14 protein-coding genes are annotated in these 17969 nt (G+C 63.5%); 6 read left to right on the top strand and 8 right to left on the bottom strand.

Annotated features, from left to right (window positions below; all coding sequences use genetic code 11):
* Both B3873_RS22250 and B3873_RS22245 read left to right on the top strand, forming a co-directional pair.
* On the top strand, positions 1-2908 hold a 2908-nt coding region (locus B3873_RS22250; RefSeq protein WP_286869126.1), incomplete at its 5' end, for an efflux RND transporter permease subunit.
* On the top strand, positions 2908-4383 hold the full coding sequence (locus B3873_RS22245; RefSeq protein WP_209533771.1) for an efflux transporter outer membrane subunit: 1476 nt from the start codon (positions 2908-2910) through the stop codon (positions 4381-4383). The genes B3873_RS22250 and B3873_RS22245, both read left to right, overlap by 1 nt.
* A gap of 12 nt (positions 4384-4395) precedes the next feature.
* On the opposite strand, the gene B3873_RS22240 is transcribed toward B3873_RS22245, so the two are convergent.
* Positions 4396-4542 carry a hypothetical protein gene (locus B3873_RS22240; RefSeq protein WP_158601263.1) on the bottom strand — a complete coding sequence of 49 codons (147 nt, stop codon included), beginning with the start codon at positions 4540-4542 and terminating at the stop codon, positions 4396-4398.
* 35 nt (positions 4543-4577) lie between these two features.
* On the opposite strand from B3873_RS22240, the gene B3873_RS22235 reads away from it, so the two are divergent.
* Positions 4578-5627, top strand: a complete 1050-nt coding sequence (locus tag B3873_RS22235) for a hypothetical protein (protein WP_286869123.1) — start codon at positions 4578-4580, stop codon at positions 5625-5627.
* A 17-nt stretch (positions 5628-5644) separates the two neighbouring features.
* On the opposite strand, the gene B3873_RS22230 is transcribed toward B3873_RS22235, so the two are convergent.
* The 5 genes from B3873_RS22230 to B3873_RS22210 form a co-directional block, all read right to left on the bottom strand.
* Positions 5645-6496, bottom strand: a complete 852-nt coding sequence (locus tag B3873_RS22230; protein WP_039789561.1) for a carbohydrate ABC transporter permease — start codon at positions 6494-6496, stop codon at positions 5645-5647.
* Positions 6497-6550: 54 nt separating this feature from the next.
* A complete protein-coding gene (locus B3873_RS22225) occupies positions 6551-7474 on the bottom strand; it encodes a carbohydrate ABC transporter permease (protein ID WP_034331164.1) in 924 nt (307 codons plus the stop codon).
* Between the two features lie 103 nt (positions 7475-7577).
* Positions 7578-8825 carry an ABC transporter substrate-binding protein gene (locus B3873_RS22220; RefSeq protein WP_051057388.1) on the bottom strand — a complete coding sequence of 416 codons (1248 nt, stop codon included), beginning with the start codon at positions 8823-8825 and terminating at the stop codon, positions 7578-7580.
* A gap of 220 nt (positions 8826-9045) precedes the next feature.
* The gene (locus tag B3873_RS22215) at positions 9046-11022 is read right to left on the bottom strand and encodes a beta-galactosidase (RefSeq protein WP_286869121.1); all 1977 of its coding nucleotides are present in this window, start codon (positions 11020-11022) and stop codon (positions 9046-9048) included.
* Between the two features lie 61 nt (positions 11023-11083).
* Positions 11084-12229 (bottom strand): ABC transporter ATP-binding protein, encoded by a 1146-nt coding sequence (locus tag B3873_RS22210; RefSeq protein WP_286869120.1) that lies wholly within the window; start codon positions 12227-12229, stop codon positions 11084-11086.
* A gap of 417 nt (positions 12230-12646) precedes the next feature.
* Between B3873_RS22210 and B3873_RS22205 the strand changes: the two genes are divergently transcribed.
* Positions 12647-13669 carry a LacI family DNA-binding transcriptional regulator gene (locus B3873_RS22205; RefSeq protein ID WP_286869119.1) on the top strand — a complete coding sequence of 341 codons (1023 nt, stop codon included), beginning with the start codon at positions 12647-12649 and terminating at the stop codon, positions 13667-13669.
* A 7-nt stretch (positions 13670-13676) separates the two neighbouring features.
* Here B3873_RS22205 and B3873_RS22200 read toward each other — a convergent pair whose 3' ends face one another.
* Positions 13677-14309, bottom strand: a complete 633-nt coding sequence (locus B3873_RS22200; RefSeq protein WP_286869118.1) for a TetR family transcriptional regulator — start codon at positions 14307-14309, stop codon at positions 13677-13679.
* A 186-nt stretch (positions 14310-14495) separates the two neighbouring features.
* On the opposite strand from B3873_RS22200, the gene B3873_RS22195 reads away from it, so the two are divergent.
* Positions 14496-15719 (top strand): arabinose transporter, encoded by a 1224-nt coding sequence (locus tag B3873_RS22195; protein WP_286869117.1) that lies wholly within the window; start codon positions 14496-14498, stop codon positions 15717-15719.
* Positions 15720-15810: 91 nt separating this feature from the next.
* Here B3873_RS22195 and B3873_RS22190 read toward each other — a convergent pair whose 3' ends face one another.
* Positions 15811-16899 (bottom strand): GGDEF domain-containing protein, encoded by a 1089-nt coding sequence (locus tag B3873_RS22190; RefSeq protein ID WP_348745740.1) that lies wholly within the window; start codon positions 16897-16899, stop codon positions 15811-15813.
* A 551-nt stretch (positions 16900-17450) separates the two neighbouring features.
* On the opposite strand from B3873_RS22190, the gene B3873_RS22185 reads away from it, so the two are divergent.
* Positions 17451-17861 carry a hypothetical protein gene (locus B3873_RS22185; protein ID WP_034331147.1) on the top strand — a complete coding sequence of 137 codons (411 nt, stop codon included), beginning with the start codon at positions 17451-17453 and terminating at the stop codon, positions 17859-17861.
* Positions 17862-17969: the final 108 nt, after the last annotated feature.

Raw genomic sequence — 17969 nt, 5'->3', positions numbered from 1 at the left:
CTCGCCCGATGTGGATTTCCTGCGCAGCTATTCGCGCGCAGGGCAGTCGCAGCTCTTCTTCACCATCAAGGACACGGCCCCGGCCTCGCAGGTGCCGCAGACCTGGTACCAGGTGCGCAAGAAAGTCGGCGACGTTGCGGCCACCTTGCCACAGGGTGTCAAGGGCCCGTACTTCAATGACGAGTTCGGGGACGTCTACACCAACATCTACGCCCTGGCCGGCGATGGCTTCACGCCTGCGCAACTGCGCGACTATGCCGACCAGCTGCGCGGCGAACTGCTGCATGTGCCGGGCGTGGCCAAGATCGATTACTTCGGCGAGCGCCAGGAGCGCATCTACATCGACATCGGCAACACCCGCATGACGCGCCTGGGCATCAGCCCGCAGCAACTGGCCGATGCCATCGGCGGACAGAATGCGGTGGTGCCGGGTGGCCTCATCACCACCAGCAGTGACCGTGTCTACGTGCGTCCCACCGGCCAGTTCGACAATTTGCGCGCGCTGGAAGACAAGATCATCCACGTCAACAATCGCAACTTCCGCCTGGGCGACATCGCCACCATCACGCGTGGCTACGACGAACCGCAGGAACAGGAGATGCGCGCCAACGGCCAGCCAGTGCTGGGCATCGGCGTGACCATGCAGCCGGGCGGCGACGTGATCCGCCTGGGCAAGGCGCTGGACGAGCGAACTGAACAATTGCGCAAGCGCCTGCCTGCCGGGCTCACGCTGACGGCAGTGTCGAGCATGCCGCATGCGGTGGAAAAATCGGTAGATGACTTTTTGGAAGCCGTGGCCGAAGCGGTCGCCATCGTGCTGGTGGTGAGCCTGGTATCGCTGGGCATCCGCACCGGCATGGTGGTGGTCATCTCGATTCCCATCGTGCTGGCGGTGACGTCGCTGTTCATGTACCTGTTCGACATCGGCCTGCACAAGGTTTCCTTGGGCACGCTGGTGCTGGCGCTGGGTTTGCTGGTGGATGACGCCATCATCGCCGTCGAGATGATGGCGGTGAAACTGGAACAGGGCTGGAACCGCCGCCGCGCCGCGGCCTTCGCCTACACCAGCACGGCCTTCCCGATGCTGACCGGCACTCTGGTGACGGTGGCCGGCTTCCTGCCGATTGCGCTGGCCAAGTCGGGGACCGGCGAATACACGCGATCCATCTTCGAGGTATCGGCCATTGCGCTGCTGCTGTCCTGGCTGGCGGCGGTGGTGCTCATTCCGCTGCTGGGCTATCACATGCTCAAGGAAAAGCCGGGCGCGCTCACCGATGAACAGATCGCCGCCAATCCGCATGCCGGCCATGATGAGGAAGACCACGACCATCCCATCTACCAGACCCGCATCTACACCTGGCTGCGCCGCTCGGTGGCCTGGTGCGTGGCCTTCCGCGGCCGCGTGGTGATTGCCACCACGGTGCTCTTCATCGCTTCCCTGGCGGCCTTTGCGCTGGTGCCGCAGCAATTCTTCCCCAGCTCCGACCGCCCTGAATTGCTGATCGACCTGCACCTGCCGGAGCGCGCCTCCTTTGAAGCCACCCAGCGCGAGGCGGTGCGCATGGAAGCGCTGCTCAAGGATCGCCCGCAGATCGACCACGTGGTCAGTTTCGTCGGGGTCGGTGCGCCGCGCTTCTACCTGCCGCTGGACCAGCAACTGGCCAGTCCCAATTTTGCGCAATTCGTGGTCACCGCCAAGTCGGTGGAAGATCGCGAGGCCTTGGCCCGCGCGCTGGAAGAGCCGTTGCGCAAGCAATTCAGCGGGGCACGCACGCGCATGACGCGGCTGGAGAACGGCCCGCCGGTGGGCTTCCCGGTGCAGTTCCGCATCAGCGGCGAACAGATTCCCAAGGTGCGTGCCATCGCCGAACAGGTGGCGGCTGAATTGCGCAAGGAGAGCCGCGCCACCAACATCCAGTTCGACTGGGATGAACCGGCCCAGCGTTCGGTGTCTTTCGAGATCGACCAGAAGCGTGCCGGCGAACTGGGGTTGAGCAGCCAGCAGATTGCCAATTTCCTGGCGATGCAATTGTCGGGCTTCACGGTGACCCAATACCGCGAACGCGACAAACTCATTGGCGTCGACCTGCGGGCCCCGCGCAGCGAGCGGGTTGATCCGTCGCGCCTGGCCACCTTGTCCATGCCGACCGCCAACGGCCCGGTGCCGCTGGCCGCGCTCGGCCAGTTCCACAATACGCTGGAATACGGCGTGATCTGGGAGCGTGATCGCCAACCGACGATCACCGTATTGGCTGACGTGCGCGCCGGCGTGCAGGGCATCGACGTCACCAATGACGTCAACCGCAAGCTTGATGCGCTGCGTGGCGAACTGCCGGTGGGCTATCGCATCGACGTCGGCGGACCCGTGGAAGAGAATGCCAAGGCGCAATCCTCAATCTCGGCGCAGATGCCGCTGATGATCATTGCCGTGCTGCTGTTGCTGATGGTGCAGTTGCAGAGTTTCGGCCGCACCCTGATGGTGGTCATGACCGCACCGCTGGGGTTGATTGGCGTGGTGGGCGCACTGCTGCTGTTCGGCCAGCCCTTCGGCTTCGTCGCCATGCTGGGTACCATCGCCATGCTGGGCATCATCATGCGCAACTCGGTGATCCTGGTGGACCAGATCGAGCAGGACATCGCCGCAGGACGTGGCCGCTTCGATGCGATCGTCGGTGCCACCGTGCGCCGCTTCCGTCCGATCACGCTGACTGCGGCGGCGGCCGTGCTGGCGCTGATTCCGCTGTTGCGCAGCAACTTCTTCGGTCCGATGGCCACTGCCCTGATGGGCGGTATCACCATCGCCACCATCCTGACCCTGTTCTACCTGCCGGCGCTGTATGCGCTGTGCTACCGGGTCAAGCCGGATGAAACCCATCACCGCGACCACGCCGCGCAAGGGAGCCACTGATGAGCGCCGTTCGTTTGATGTTCGCCCCGCAGGCGCGCCCTCTGGCGCTGGCCGCCGCACTGCTGCTGTCGGGTTGCGCGCTGGGCCCGACCGGCGAAGCACCGGCCATGCCGCAACCGGTCCACTACGCCGCCGAGGCCACCCCGGCCACGCTGGGTCCGCAGGAGGCGCGCCAGACCTTCGTACTGGGCCAGCGCAGCGTGCCGCAATGGTGGCGCGCCTTTGGTTCTGCGGATTTGTCCGCCTGGGTCGAGGAGGCGCTGCGCAGCAATCATTCGCTGGCCGAGGCGGACCGCAACCTGGCCAGTGCGCGCCTGCAATTGCGTGCGCAGATCGATGAATCGCTGTGGCCGACCATCGACGCGGTCGGCCAGGCCCAGCGTCAGCGCGCCCTGGGTCTGCCCAACCTTGGCCCGACCACCAACCTGTACAACGTCTTCGCCGGCCAGATCCGCGCCAGCTATACCTTCGACCTGTTCGGCGTGGAGCGCTTCGCCAACTCGGCGCTGGCTGCCCAGGTCGATGCTCAGTCCTACCAGTTCGATGCGGCACGCCGCGCGGTAGCGGCCAATGTGGTCATCACGGCCATCAATGCCGCCTCCCTGCGCGCGCAGGTGGCCGACACCGAGCGCCTGGTGGCGCTGGCCGATGCCGACGTGGGGGAATTGCAGCGGCGTCTGGCGCTCGGTGCCGTCTCCAATGACGATGTCCTGTCCGCGCGCGCCAATGCGCAATCGCTGCGCGCCAGCCTGCCCGCCCTGAAAGCGCAATGGCAGGGCGCACGTCACGCGCTGGCGGTGCTGATGGGCCGCACGCCGGATGCCGCGCCGGCCGATCTCGACATCACGCGCCTGAAACTGCCCGAGCAGGTGCCGATGACGGTGCCTTCCGAATTGCTGAAACAGCGCCCCGACATTCTCGCGGCCGACGCCGCATTGAAGGTGGCGGCCGCACAGCAGGCGCTGGCGACAGCGGAGATGTTCCCCAGCCTGTCCATCAGCGCATCGTTCGGCCAGTCCGGTTTCTCTTGGGCCAAGGCCACCAGCGGTGCGGGAGCCGTGTGGGGTCTGGGCGCATCGCTGACGCAGCCGCTGTTCCATGGCGGTGCCCTGCGCGCCAAGCGCGATGCCAGCAAGGAAGCCTACCTCGCGGCCGAGGCGCATTATCGCCAGACCGTGTTGAATGCTTTCCAGAACGTGGCCGATAGTCTGGTGGCCTTGACGCAGGATGCCGACGCCTTGCAGGCCTCGGCGGCGGCACGCGCGGCCACCGAGCAGGGCTGGCGCAATGCGCAGCGGCGCGCGCAACTGGGCGCTTATCCGGCCAGTGCTGCGCGGGCCGGGGAACGGCAATATCTCAATGCCCGCCTGGGGGAGATCCGCGCTACGGCCAGCCGCATGAACGATACGGCCACGCTGTACCAAGCCATGGGCGTGGGGTTGGACGCACCGCCGCAGCAGGCGGCCCAGCCCTGAGGATCGCGCAGTTCAGCCACCGGTGTACTGGTGGAACAGGTGGCTGAACAGCCGCGTCAGGTCCTTGAACAGCATCGCCCCGCCGCGTCCGGCGTGGGCCTCGACAGTCATGCTCAACATGCCGATGAATACGGCCAGGCGCAGGGTGGTGGTATGCATGATGTTCTCCTTGGGTTGCGGTGTCGATGGAGACATTGTGCGCCGCTGCCATCACGGCCGTATGTCAAAAAACCACGCGCGTATTTCAGCTGAAATATTTTCTTTTTCCTGTCAGTGATTCGTCAGTCACGCGACGCGCAGCTCGGCTATATTCTCGCTGGATGGCAGGCCTGAGGCCCGCCATCGAGGGATGCGGCAACGATAACGACAACACGCGCGGGCGCGCAAGGAACATCGGGGATTTCATGTTGAGAATGCTGGTATGCATGGCAGCCTTGCTGCTGAGCGGTTGTGCCTCCATCACGGGCACGCAGACGCAACCCGTTTCGGTTCAGGCCACGCAGGGCAACCAGATCATTTCCGGGGCCAGTTGCACCCTGACCAACGATGCGGGTCAATGGTTTGTCAAAACACCCGGCAGCGTGACGATCAAGAAGAGCACTGCCGACCTGATGGTCGAATGCGCCAAAGATGGCGTGGTCGGACAACAGAAAGCAGTCTCCCGTGCCAATACCAACGTCTGGGGCAATGTGCTTGCAGGCGGGTTGATCGGCTATGCCATCGACCGCAATAGCGGTGCCGGTTTCGATTACCCTGATTCCATCACCGTGATTCTTGGTGGCAAGCTGGGAGTGCTGCCCTCTGCCGGTATCGCCGGGGGCACGGCCAGCTCGGAGCCGAGCCCGCCGGACGGTCGCTGGCGCGCTGTCATGTCCTGCGATGCCAATCGCTTCAACAAGGATTCACAGCCCTTCCAGGCCAATTTCAATGCCCAGGTGGACGGCAACCGCGTGATCATCAAGCGGCGCACCAAGCTCGCCGAAGAAGTCATGTCCGGCACCATCTCCGGCGAATCCCTGAGCCTGGCCGGGATGGGTTACCGGCTGGAGAACCCGGCCAATTCGTGGACCTTCAAGATCGATGGCGTCTTCATGGGCAACGGCAAGATCTACAACGGCAAAGGCGCGCAGCTGGCCAAGAATGGCACGACTGCACGCCTTTGCACGGTACTCATGATCCACACCGATGTGCCGCCCCCGGGACCACCGCAAACGCCCGAGGCGGGCGTCGCGACCCTGCAGTAAGCGCGGGCCGCGATCCTTCAGCCCTTGCTTGCCCCGAAGGTCAGCCCGGCCACGAATTGCTTCTGCATCACGAAGAACAGGATCACCGAGGGCAGCGCCGCCAGGATGGAGCCGGCCGAGACCAGGTTCCAGGCCGTGGTCCATTGTCCGCGCAGCGCCGCCACGCCCACGGTGATGGGGGCGACGTCATCGCCCTGGGTCAGCACCAGCGCCCAGAAGTAATCATTCCATACGAAGGTAAATACCAGCACCGCCAGCGCGGCCAGTGCCGGGCGAATCAGCGGCAGCACGATGCGATAGAACACGGTCCACTCGCTGGCCCCTTCGATGCGCGCCGCCTCGATCATCTCGAAGGGCAGCTGCTTGATGAAATTGCGCAGGAACAAGGTGCAGAATCCGGTCTGCATGGCGATATGGAACAGCATCATCCCGGTGATGGTGTTGAACAGGCCCAGCGACAGCGACAGGTCGCGCACCGGAATCATCAGGATCTGCTGCGGCACGAAGTTGCAGGCCACGAAGGTGGCGAACAGCACGGTGTTGCCACGGAACTGGTAAGTGGACAGCGCAAAGCCGGCCATGGCCGCCAGCGAAATCGCGCCGATCACCGAGGGAATGGTGATGAGGCAGCTGTTCCAGAAGTAATGCAGCATGGGCGAGGCGGTCAGCGCCTCGCGGTAATTCTCCAGCATGGCGAAGTCCTGCGGCCAGCCCCAGTAGTTGCCGGCCATCAGTTCATCGTTGGAGCGGATCGAGGTGACCAGCGCGGTCAGCATCGGCAGCAGCCAGATCAGCAGCGCCACCGGCAGCGAAGCCCGGTAGAGCGCGCGGTTGATCGGCTTCCATTTTTCTATCGGCATGGGGAACATGGCGATCTCTCTTTTCTCTTGAACGTTGGGCGATGGACGTGCGGCGACGGATGATCAGCGTTCGTCGCGCAGCATGCGGCGCAGTTGATAGATGATGTAGACCAGCATGATGGCAAACAGCGTCACCGCCACGGCCGCCGAATATCCCTGGCGGTAATACTTGATGGCCTGGTCATAGGCGTAATACGCCAGCACGGTGGAGCTTTCGTAAGGGCCGCCGCTGGTCATCACCGAGATCAGGTCGAAGCTGCGCAGCGCCCCGATGATGCTGACCACGAAGGCCATGAAGGTAGTCGAACGCAACTGCGGCAGGATCACGTAGCGCAGCATGCTCCAGCCCTTGGCCCCTTCCATGCGGGCGGCTTCCACCTGGTCATGGTTCAGGGCAGTGAGGCCGGTGAGGAACAGGATCATGCAATACGCGGTCTGCGGCCACAGGGCAGCGAAGATGATGCCGAAGGTGGCATAGCGCGCATCGCCCAGCACCGGCACGCCCTGGCCCAGGATCAGCGACAGCAGGCCAAAGCTGGGGTCATAGAACCAGCTGTAGATCAGCCCGACCACCACCCCCGAGAGCACGAAGGGCGCGAAGAACAGCGACTTCACCACCCGCATGCCGGCCACCTTCTGGTTCAGGTAGAGCGCGATGGCCAGGCCCATGGGCGGGGCCAGCAGGAACATGAGCAGCCACAGCACGTTGTTCTTCAAGGCCGTGTAGAAGGTCGGCGCATGGAACAGTTCGATGTAGTTGGCCAGGCCCACGTACTTGGGAGCGGTCATGCCATCCCAGCTGAAGAAGCTGAGATAGATCGTATAGAGAATCGGGTACAGCACGTAGACCAGCGTCATCACGCAGGCCGGCGCCAGGAACCAGAAGGCGGCGCGATTGCGGCGGGCGGCACTGCGCTGCGGGCCGGAGACCGGCGTGGCAGCAGGTTGGGTCGCAGGCGGCTGCGCGGCGGATGTGGGCGCTAGCATGGCGGGGTCTCCTTCTTTTTCTGCGGGCCATTCCGCTGCTGCACGGGGCAGGCGGAATGGCCCGGATGGACTGCCTGGACCAGCCAGGCATCAACAACGACGATCAGGACTTCTTGTAGATACGCTTGCGGCTTTGTTCCAGCTCGTTGAGCACGTCATCGATCTTGGTCGGATCGCTGACGAACTTCTGCATGCCCTTCATGCCTTCATCGGCCATTTCCTTGGTCATGTCGCGATCATAGAACTGCGAGATGCCGCCCTTGGCGTTGGAGAGGATCTCGAAGCCGATGCGCGAGATCGGATCGGCCGGGGCCGGCGACTTGCTGTTGGCCGGCAGCGAACCCAGGCCATCGGCCAGCTTGGCGCTGATGGCCGGCGTGCCGACGAAGGCGATGAAGCGGCGCGCATCGGTCTTGTTGCGGGCCTTGGCCGGGATGTGGATGGATTCGGTCGGACCTTCCTCGGCGGTCGGCACATTGGCATCGATGATGGGGAACTGGAAGTAACCCATCTCCGGTGCCAGCTTGGCCGGGAATCCCTTGGCGATGAAGGTGCCCATCAGCATCATGGCGGCCTTGCCCTGGAACAGGAAGGGCTGGGCACCATCCAGGTCATAGGACAGCGCATTGTCGATGAAATACTTGTTGTCGATCAGGCTCTTCCAGGCGGTGTAGACCTTCTTGACGCGCGGGTCGGTGTAGGCGACGTCGCCGGCCATCAACTGCTGGTGGAAGGCGTTGCCGTTGATGCGCAGGTCGAGGTAATCGAACCAGCCGGCCAGAGTCCAGGCGTCACGGCCACCGACGGCGATGGGGGCGATGCCGGCGGCCTTGAGCTTCTTGCAGGCCTCCAGGAATTCATCCCAGCTCTTGGGTTCGGCCGCGATGCCGACCTTCTTGAACAGGTCCTTGCGATAGAACATGCCCCACGAGTAATACACGGTCGGTGCCGAGTATTGCTTGCCCTGCCAGGACGAGGCTTCCTTGGTGGAGGCGTAGGTGCTGTCCCAGCCGTTCTTCTTCCAGTCTTCGCTCAGGTCTTCCAGCAGGCCGCGGCTGGCATAGAAGGCCATGCGTTCGCCGTTGTGCCAGTTGATGATGTCCGGGGCCTGGGTCGAGAGCCAGCCCGGCAGTTGCACCTTGTAGGCTTCTTCCTCGATGAAGGAGACCTTGACGTCGACGTCCGGGTTGGCCTTCTTGAATTCATCGACCGTGGATTGCCACACGGTGCGCTGTACGGCGCCCTTGTAGGCGATGTTGACGGCCAGCGTGCCGGCCAGGGCGGCGGCGCTCCAGGCGGCGGAGGCGGCCAGGCAGCCGGCGATCACGGTCATGCGCATCATTTTCTTCATTGTTGTCTCCGAATGTTTGGTTCAGACAGTTGAAACCATTCAAACCGCTAAACAGTTTATAAAGTTTATAAAGTTTATAAAGTCTTAAAGTTCTAAAAAGTTGATACGGCTGTGTCGTGGATATTCCAGGTTCTTCCAGGTTCCTGCAGGTTCTGTCGCCTGCTCATGCACGGTTGCCGCAGCCGCCGTGCTGTCTTCCAGAGTGAGGCCGGCGTGTTGCTTATCCTTGCGTGCGCGGACGATAGATCGCCACGCCCTGCGGTTCCAGCGCTGCCTGTCCGACCAGGAACTGCGCGCCGTCGGCGTGTGGCAGCGCGATCGGTGCGTCGCTATAGTTGAAGGCGAACTGCAGGCCGCCGCGCTGCTGCAGGCGCAGGCCTTCCGGCAGACGTTGCGGAGCCAGTCCGGCGGCGCGCGCCACCTGCTCGAAGTAGTGCGTGGTCAGCCCGGCGTCGAAGATGCTAGCCAGGTAGTGCGCACGCTCCTTCTGCACGATGGCCGGATGGCCGTCAGCGAAGGTGGCAATGGTCTGCAGGCCGTCGCCATCGGCTTCGATCAGGTCGCGCCAGTAACGGGCCTGGCCTTGTTCCGTACCGAACCGTACTGTTTCGCTGACGTTGGGGCGCATCGATTCCACGCGCCATACGCGCATCGGCAGCAACTGCTGCAGCGGGCCCGGCGGCAGGGTCGAAGGAATCTGCAGCGATTTGGTCTTGGAGCCGCTGCGCGGACCGAACACCACCTGCGCGCCACTGTCTGCGATGCGGCCCGGCAGGTCGTCCGGCACGATGGGCAGCGGCGGCACCACGATCATGGCGTAGCCTTGCAGATCGGCATTGAGCGGGACGATGTCCACATCCAGACCGAGCGAACGCAGGGTCGAGTAATAGTCGAAGGCGAAATGCGCATATTCGAAATCGATGCCCTGGAAATGGATCTCGAAGAGCCACTTGGCATCGTAGTCGAACAGCAGCGCCACCTTGCCGCGCGGCTGGGCCAAAGCACCGCTGGCGTTTTCCACCGCGATGATTTCCTGGGCCACGCGTTCGGCTTCGGTGCCGCCCACGTCGAGACGATTGTCAGGACGGTTCAGCCCGGCGTGCAGTTGCTCCTGCGCGAACGGGCACTGGCGCCAGCGGAAGTAGGAGACGCAGCCGGCACCATGAGAGAAGGCTTCCCAGCTCCACAGGCGCACCATGCCCGGCAGCGGGGCCGGATTCCAGTGCGCCCAGTTAACCGGGCCGGGCTGCTGTTCCATCACCCAGAACGGCTGGGCCGACATGCCGCGATACAGGTCATGGTTGAAGCTGGCGAAATCGGGATGGCCGGTGCGCAGCCAGCGGGCCTTGGTCTCGGCGTCGTACCACATCACTTCCAGCGCGCCCAGCGGATAGCTGTCCCAGGTCGCCACATCAAGGTCGGCGGCCACCGGATAGTGATCGAACTCCAGGAACATCTGCATGAAGTTGTGCACCATCAGCCGGCCCGGCGAGAGCGGGCGCAGGATCTCGACCTGCATGCGGTTGTAGCGCACCACTTCGTCCGAGGCAAAGCGGCGATAGTCCAGGCGATGCGAGGGATGGGCCTCGGTGACGGTGCCGACGGGCGCATCGATCTCGTCGAAGCTGCGGTATTCCATGCTCCAGAACACCGTGCCCCACGCGGTATTGAGCGCATCGATGCTGCCATAGCGCTGGCGCAGCCACTGGCGGAAGCGGCGCTGGGCCGAGGGCGAATAGCTGACCACGGTCTGGTGGCAGCCGTATTCATTGTCCAGCTGCCAGGCGGTCACCGCCGGATGCTGGCCGTAGCGTTCGCCCAGCAGGCGCACGATGCGCTGCGATTCTTCGTAGTAGGAGTCCGAGGAAAAATCATAATGGCGGCGCGAACCGAAGGCGCGTTCGCGGCCGTTGGCATCCACCGCCAGCACGTCGTCATGACGGTCGATGAGCCACTTGGGCGGGGTCGCGGTCGGGGTGCACATCACCACTTCCAGGCCGTGGCTGGCCAGCACCTCGATGGCGCGGTCCAGCCAGTCCCAGCGCAGGTCGCCGGGCGAGGGCTCGATGCGGCTCCAGGCGAATTCGCCGATGCGCACCTGCTTGATGCCGAGCGCCTTCATGCGCTGGGCATCGCTTTCCCACATGGCCTCGGGCCAATGTTCGGGGTAGTAACAGACTCCCAATCGTAACGACATGATCGTGGTTCCTTAGCGGTAGTGAAGCGTCAAGAGAAGAGGGCGCGTGCGCACTGCCTGTTCAGGCTGCGGCGGCCAGGCCCGGATGAACTTGTGTGCGCGCCAGCGCCACGCCGTCCGCATCGAACAGGTAGGCGCAGCTTGGCGCGACCGACACGCGCAGGCGCTCGCCGCGCGCGATGTGGGCATCGCCCGGGGCCTTGGCCACCAGCGGCTGGCCGGCCGGTTCGTCCAGGTGCACATAGGTCTGCTCGCCCAGGCGCTCCACCAGCATCACTTCGCGGGTGATGCCGTACTGGCCCTGGCTGCCGATTTCCATGTGTTCGGGGCGCACGCCCAGGGTTACCTGCTGGCCCGGCTGCACCTGTCCCTTGGCTGCCACCAGCAGGGTTTCCTCGCTGTGCTGCAGGCGGATCAGGATGCCGTTCTCCTGCGCATTCACCACCTGCGCGGGCAGGAAGTTCATGCGCGGCGAACCGATGAAACCGGCCACGAAACGATTGCGCGGATGGTGATACAGCTCCATGGGCGCACCGACCTGGGCGATGCTGCCGAAGCGCTGGGTATCGGCACCGGCATGCAGCAGCACGATGCGGTCGGCCAGGGTCATGGCCTCGACCTGGTCGTGCGTGACATAGACCACGCTGGCCTGTTCGAACTGGCGATGCAGGCGGGCGATCTCGATGCGGGTCTGGCTGCGCAGGGTGGCGTCCAGGTTGGAAAGCGGTTCGTCGAACAGGAACACGCCGGGACGGCGCACGATGGCGCGCCCGATGGCCACGCGCTGGCGCTGGCCGCCGGAGAGTTCCTTGGGCTTGCGCTGCAGCAGTTCTTCCAGCTGCAGGATGCGCGCCGCTTCGCGCACCTTCTGCTCGATCTCGGCCTTGGGCAGCTTGGCCAGGGTCAGACCGAAACTCATGTTTTCATACACCGTCATGTGCGGGAACAGCGCATAGCTCTGGAACACCATCGCTACCGAACGCTGCGCCGAAGGCACGTCATTGACGCGCTTTCCCCCAATGAAGAGGTCGCCGCTGGTGAGATCCTCCAGCCCCGCGATGCTGCGCAGGAGCGTGGATTTGCCGCAGCCGGAGGGACCCAGGAAAACACAGAATTCATGTTCGCCAATGTCGAGATCGACATTGCGGATTACCGGCGGTGCGTCGCCGTAGGCTTTTTGTGCTGCACGCAAGCTGATGCTGGCCATCACGTTTTCCTAGCAGAAATGGATTGCAGGGCAGGGCACCACGAGGCAGGTGCGGCGTCAGGTTAAGCGCTTAATCAAGTGACCCAAAAAAAAGATCGCCTGAGTTTCCTGTATGCAATCGGGGGTTGTCTCCACGTCGTTGTTCTGAGCGTGTTGCCGTGTTGGGTTGGCAAATATTTTGGTCGATCATACCCATCTTGGATGGCCTCTGCAACAACAATCCTGTAACGAAAAACTGCCAGCTTTTTGTCAGGATTGCGTTCCTCTGAAGGAGTGGGGCGCGGGTGAACAATGCGTAAATCATTTCCGCAGCGGCTGCACGACGCGTCTTCAGTTTGAGCAGCGCGACCCGCGTGTGCGCGTTGACAAGCCCGTCATAAGCGGTTTGAATGCGAGGGCTTCCAACTCCATGCACCCATGACCACCTTATCCGAAGTTGCCCGTCTGGCCGGTGTCACCTCGGCCACTGTGTCCAACGTCTTGCGCCAGCGCGGCAAGGTCGGCGAGCAGACGCGCCAGCGCGTGCTGGAGGCGGTCGCCCAGCTCGGCTATCGTCCGCACCTGACCGCACGTGCGCTGGCCGAGGGGCGTGCGCCCACGCTGGCGCTGGTGGTCTCCAGCATCGCCAACCCTTTCTATCCGGAGTTCGCTCTGGCGGCCGAGCGTGCGGCGCGCGAGCGCGGCCGCTTCCTGATCGTCTGCAATACCAACGACGATCCCGACACCGGCCGCGCCTACCTCGACCAGATCGCCGGAACGCTCTCCGACGGCGTGCTCATCATGAACGCCAACCTGCCCATGGATGAGCTCAAGAAGACCGAGCGGCGGGGTGCCCCGGTGGTGCTGTGCATGTGGGAGAAACCGGACGCCCCGCCCGAGCTGCCCTGCATCGCGGTGGATTTCTATGCGGCTGGCGCGACTGCCGCGCAGCACCTGCTGGGGCTCGGCCATCGTCACATCGGTGCGCTGGTCGGCAGCAAGAAGAGCGGCATTCACGCGGAACGCTATCGCGGTTTTGTCGAGGCCTGTGCCGCTGCCGGCGTCAAGCACACCTTGCAGAGTGCGCGCTATATCGGTGATACGGTCGAGGCGGGGTATCAGGCCACCATCGCGCTGTTGCGCGAGGAGCCGCAGCTCACGGCCATCTTCGCCAGCAATGATCTGCCGGCACTGGGTGCGATGAACGCCATCGCCGACCTGGGGATGAATGTGCCGCGCGACATCTCGGTGATCGGCATCACCGACATCCAGTGGGCGCGGGTCTCGCGTCCGGCGCTGACCACCGTGGCGGTGCCGACGGAAGAAGCGGCGCGCATGTCCATCGACCTGCTGCTGGCCCTGATCGAGGGCCGCAGTCCCTCGCCCGTGATGCGGGTGACGGCGACACCGCAGCTGGTGCAGCGTGCTTCCACGGCGGTGCCGCGCAAGCGCAAGGCATGAGCGCGATTCAGCGCGGCTGCAGGCTGTCCAGATAGGCGCAGAACATGTCGGCCATGGCCTCGCCATAGGCGCGTATTTCCTTCTCAGGCAGCGTGCCGCGCGAAAGATGTTCGCCCGCCGTGGTGAGCGTGGTCATCATCAATTGCCCCGCGCGTTTGCGTCGTGGCGCGGCAACCCCCGGCAAGGCTTCGCGCATGAACTGCGCGATGATGCCGTCCCAGTCGTGGCGCATTTCTTCAGCCTCGCGCGCATCGCGGTAGAGCGGCGCGGCATCGGCCAGCGCCATCCGTACCTGGGCCTCTTCGAATTCGCTGCGCAAGAAGGCATGCACCAGTTCGCGCAGGCGGCGTGGCGCGGGCCTGTCTGCATCCTGCAGCAACTGGCGCACCATCTCCGTAGTCTGCTGCCATTCGTCGGCCTGCAGACGAAACAGGATGGCCGCCTTGTTGGGGAAATACTGGTACACCGATCCCACACTCACGCCCGCGCGCTCGGCCACGCGCGCGGTCGTGAAACGCGGCGCACCTTCGCGCAGCAAAACCTGAACAGCAGCTTCCAGAATGGCTGCCACCAGCTCGGTGGAGCGGGCCTGTTGCGGTGTCTTGCGGAGGGTAATCTCGGGGCGGCGGGGCTTGTTCATGGGGAGAAGGGGGAAGAGGCGAAGACGTAAATGGAATGCGACTAGGAAACCTGACGAATTCGTCACATACTGCCATCGACGGAATATGACGGATTCGTCGCATTCTACTGCGCAGCGTTCCTGCCATCAACGGGACTTCCGCAACATTCCTGAGTCCACCCTTCACAATATTCTTTGAGGTTTCCCATGAACGGAAAACAGGCAGACCCGCCTCTCTCCATCTCGCCGGCCACCGCCGCCGGCACATCAGTTCTGCAGGCGCTTGCACCGCTGACGCTGGCCGTCTTCATCGCCTTTCTCACCATCGGCCTGCAGTTGCCGGTGCTGCCCTTGCACCTGAAGGAGGCACTGGGCATGAACGCCACCGTAGTGGGTGTGGTGGTCGGTGCACAATTTGCAGCGGCGCTGCTCTCGCGCGCCTGGGCCGGCAACGTGGCGGTTCTGCGTGGCCCCAAGCGCGCTGTCGTCGGCGGCTTCGTGGCCGCGGCGCTGTCGGGATTGATCTATCTGGCCTCTCTGCTCTGGCTGGACCAGCCGGTCATCTCGGTGGCAGTGCTGCTGGCGGGACGCGTTCTGCTGGCGCTGGGCGAGAGCCTGGTCATCACCGGCACCATGGGCTGGGGCATCGCGCTGGTCGGGCCGCAGCATGGCGGCAAGGTGATGGCGTGGCTGGGCATCGCCATCTATGCAGCCATGGCCGGCGGTGCACCGCTGGGTGTGGCCGTCAGCAAGGCCTGGGGATTTGCGGGAATTGCCGGCGTGAGCGTGCTCTTGCCGATAGTGGCGCTGCTGGCCGTCAGCCCCTTGCGTGGCGTGGCGCCCGGAGCCAGCCGCCGCACGCCCTTTTACCAGGTGCTGGGTGCCGTGTGGCAGCCTGGCCTGGGGCTGGCTTTTTCCAGCGTCGGCTTCGGCGTCATCACGGCATTCATCGCCTTGTTGTTTGCGGCACGGTCGTGGGGGGATTCTTCGCTGGCCTTCACCAGCTTTGGTGTGGCGTTCATCTTGGCGCGCTTGTTCTTTGCCCATCTGCCGGATCAGGTCGGTGGCGCAAAAGTGGCGCTGGTGTGTGTAGTCATCGAAGTGTGCGGGCAGTTGCTGATCTGGCAGGCCGATCACGCCTGGATGGCCTATGCGGGCGCGGCACTGACCGGTTTTGGTTATTCGCTGGTGTTCCCCGGATTCGGTGTGGAAGCGATGCGCCGCGCACCACCACAGACGCGCGGCCTGGCCATGGGCGCGTATGTGGCCTTCCTGGATCTGTCGCTGGGCATCACCAGCCCGCTGGCCGGTGCGCTGGCCAGCCATGCGGGGGTACAGAGCGTGTATCTCGCGGGGGCCGTGGTGGTAGGCTTGTCGATGCTGGTGGCGCTCTCTCTGCTTTCCAAACCGCCTGCCAGTCAAGGGCGATAAGAGCTCGCTACGGACCATAAAAAAATCGCCGCTGTTTTCACAGCGGCGATTTTCGTTCCTGCGCCAGCGTCAGCAGCGGCAAGCAGCGAGCTCATGCATTGCGCGGATTGCGCCCATGCTTGCGCTGATACATGGCTTGGTCAGCCGCATGCAGCAAGGCGCTGAAGTCGCACATTTCCGAAGGCGTCACGGTCGCCGCGCCCAGGCTGATCTCGATGTCGGTGTGCGGCCACTTTACGCGGGCCACGGATTGCTTGATGCGTTCCGAGACTTGCATGGCACCGGTCTCATCGGTATCCGGCAGGATCAGCGAAAACTCGTCGCCACCGTAACGCGCCAGGAAGTCGCTGGCCCGCAGCGGCGAGCGCAGTACGCGTGCCAATTGCACCAGCAGCGCATCACCGGCCGGGTGGCCATAGGTGTCGTTGTATTGCTTGAAGTAATCCACGTCCACCATCAGCATGGTCAGCGGACGGGCATTGCGCAGATGGCGTGTCCATTCTTCGCGCAGGCGCGAATCGAAACTGCGGCGGTTGCCGATGCCGGTCAGGGCATCGGTCATGGTCTGCTGTTCCAGCTTCTGCATGGCGCGATGGCTGTCGATCTGCGCTTCCAGCTGGCGTGCCAGTTTCTGGAAGGCGTCACGTTGTGCCGGGGTCAGGGTGCGCGGTACGCGGTCCATCACGCACAGCGTGCCCAGGATGTCGCCATTGCCCGACACCAGCGGCACACCCGCATAAAAACGCACGGCCGGATTGCCGCGTGCCAGCGCACTGGTGGCAAAGCGCAGATCGCTGGACAGGTCATTCACTTCCGTAATCTGGCCAGGCGTACGTGCCGCCATTTCGCACAGCGAGAAGTCGACCGCATTGCGCATCACCCCGGTCTGGCCGGGGAAGCGCCACCACTGGTTGCGGGCGTCGCCTCGGCCATTGTTGACCGACAGGTAAGGATGCTGCAGGCCGATGTCGGCATGCAGCTGGCTGAACATGCCCATGGGCGTGCCGCAGACGCTGGAGGCCAGTGAGATGAAGTCGGACAGGGCCGGCTCCAGCCAGGCATCGGCGTCACTGTCGGTGTGCGCAAGCTCGATGCGCTGGGAGGCGTTGTCCGTCATGGCGCGATGCGCAGATTGGGTCCGCTTGAAAATGGAGCGTTCGGGAGTGTACTGAGCGTGCAAATCTCGAATGTTCATGGCGCGATACTCGTGAGGGTTGTGTTGCGTTATGTTTGGTCGCCGTCAGCGCAGTGGACTGCAGTGGGGAGGACGGCGTGGCATAGCGGTGTGCAAGTGGAAATATTTTTCTTTTTCTTCGCCACACACCATGTTGCCCTGCGACATCAAGGTAGCAGATCGAGTTCGGAAGTAAACCGATTTGGAACATCCTCTTACAATTTATACGCGTTCGTAGCGCAAACGATGCTATTCCGATCACATACAAACAGCTTGGCTGATCATGCTGACAATTGACGATTTATTAGTCTCTTACCGGCGATATGCGACATTAGTTTTTTCGCGCTGAAATGAACATCGGACAGCACCACTTTCGCGTGTCAGCGGATTCTTATATTGCTCTGCAATATGTCGGGGGAAAGGCGACGGAAGGGCGTCGCCACACAGCGACATAACGCTGTCGCCACAGGGAGACGATTAATGCTTGCCAAGCGCGGTGGTCGTAAATAAACTCTGCCGTTCCTTGTTTGATCCGATCAACGTTTTTGAAAGCAGAGATGTCGACCCAGCCCAAAGCAGGCGCAGTCCTGTTCGCCAAAGATGTAGCCCGCCTCGCCGCGTTTTATGCGCAGGTGCTGGCGGTGGTTCCCAAGCAGGCCCAGGCCGAGAAAGTAGTGATCGAAGCCGAGGATTTCCTGCTGGTGATTCATGCGATTCCGCAAGCCAGTGCCGCCACGGTGGAGATCACTTCGCCACCGGTGCTGCGCGAGAACGTGCCGGTGAAGCTGTTCCTTCCCGTGCGTTCGCTCACCCACGCCCGACTCGCCACGCAGCAGCTCGGCGGTGGCATGAAAGCGGCCGAGGCCGAATGGAGCGGTCCGGATTTTCGTGCCTGCGATGGCTTCGATCCGGAAGGCAACGTGGTGCAGTTCCGCGAATTCCTGCGCGAACCCGCACTGGCATCCTGAAGCTCGGATGCACTGACCACGCGAGGTCGCGCGGCATCACAAGAACAATATCGCGCACCTGTCGTGCACCAGCAAAAAAAGCCGCCCGGTCTGCACCGTGCGGCTTTT

This window comes from Herbaspirillum sp. UBA812 (genome assembly GCF_002296545.1).
Lineage (GTDB): Bacteria > Pseudomonadota > Gammaproteobacteria > Burkholderiales > Burkholderiaceae_D > Herbaspirillum > Herbaspirillum huttiense.
This window is presented reverse-complemented; position numbering and strand designations above follow the sequence as displayed.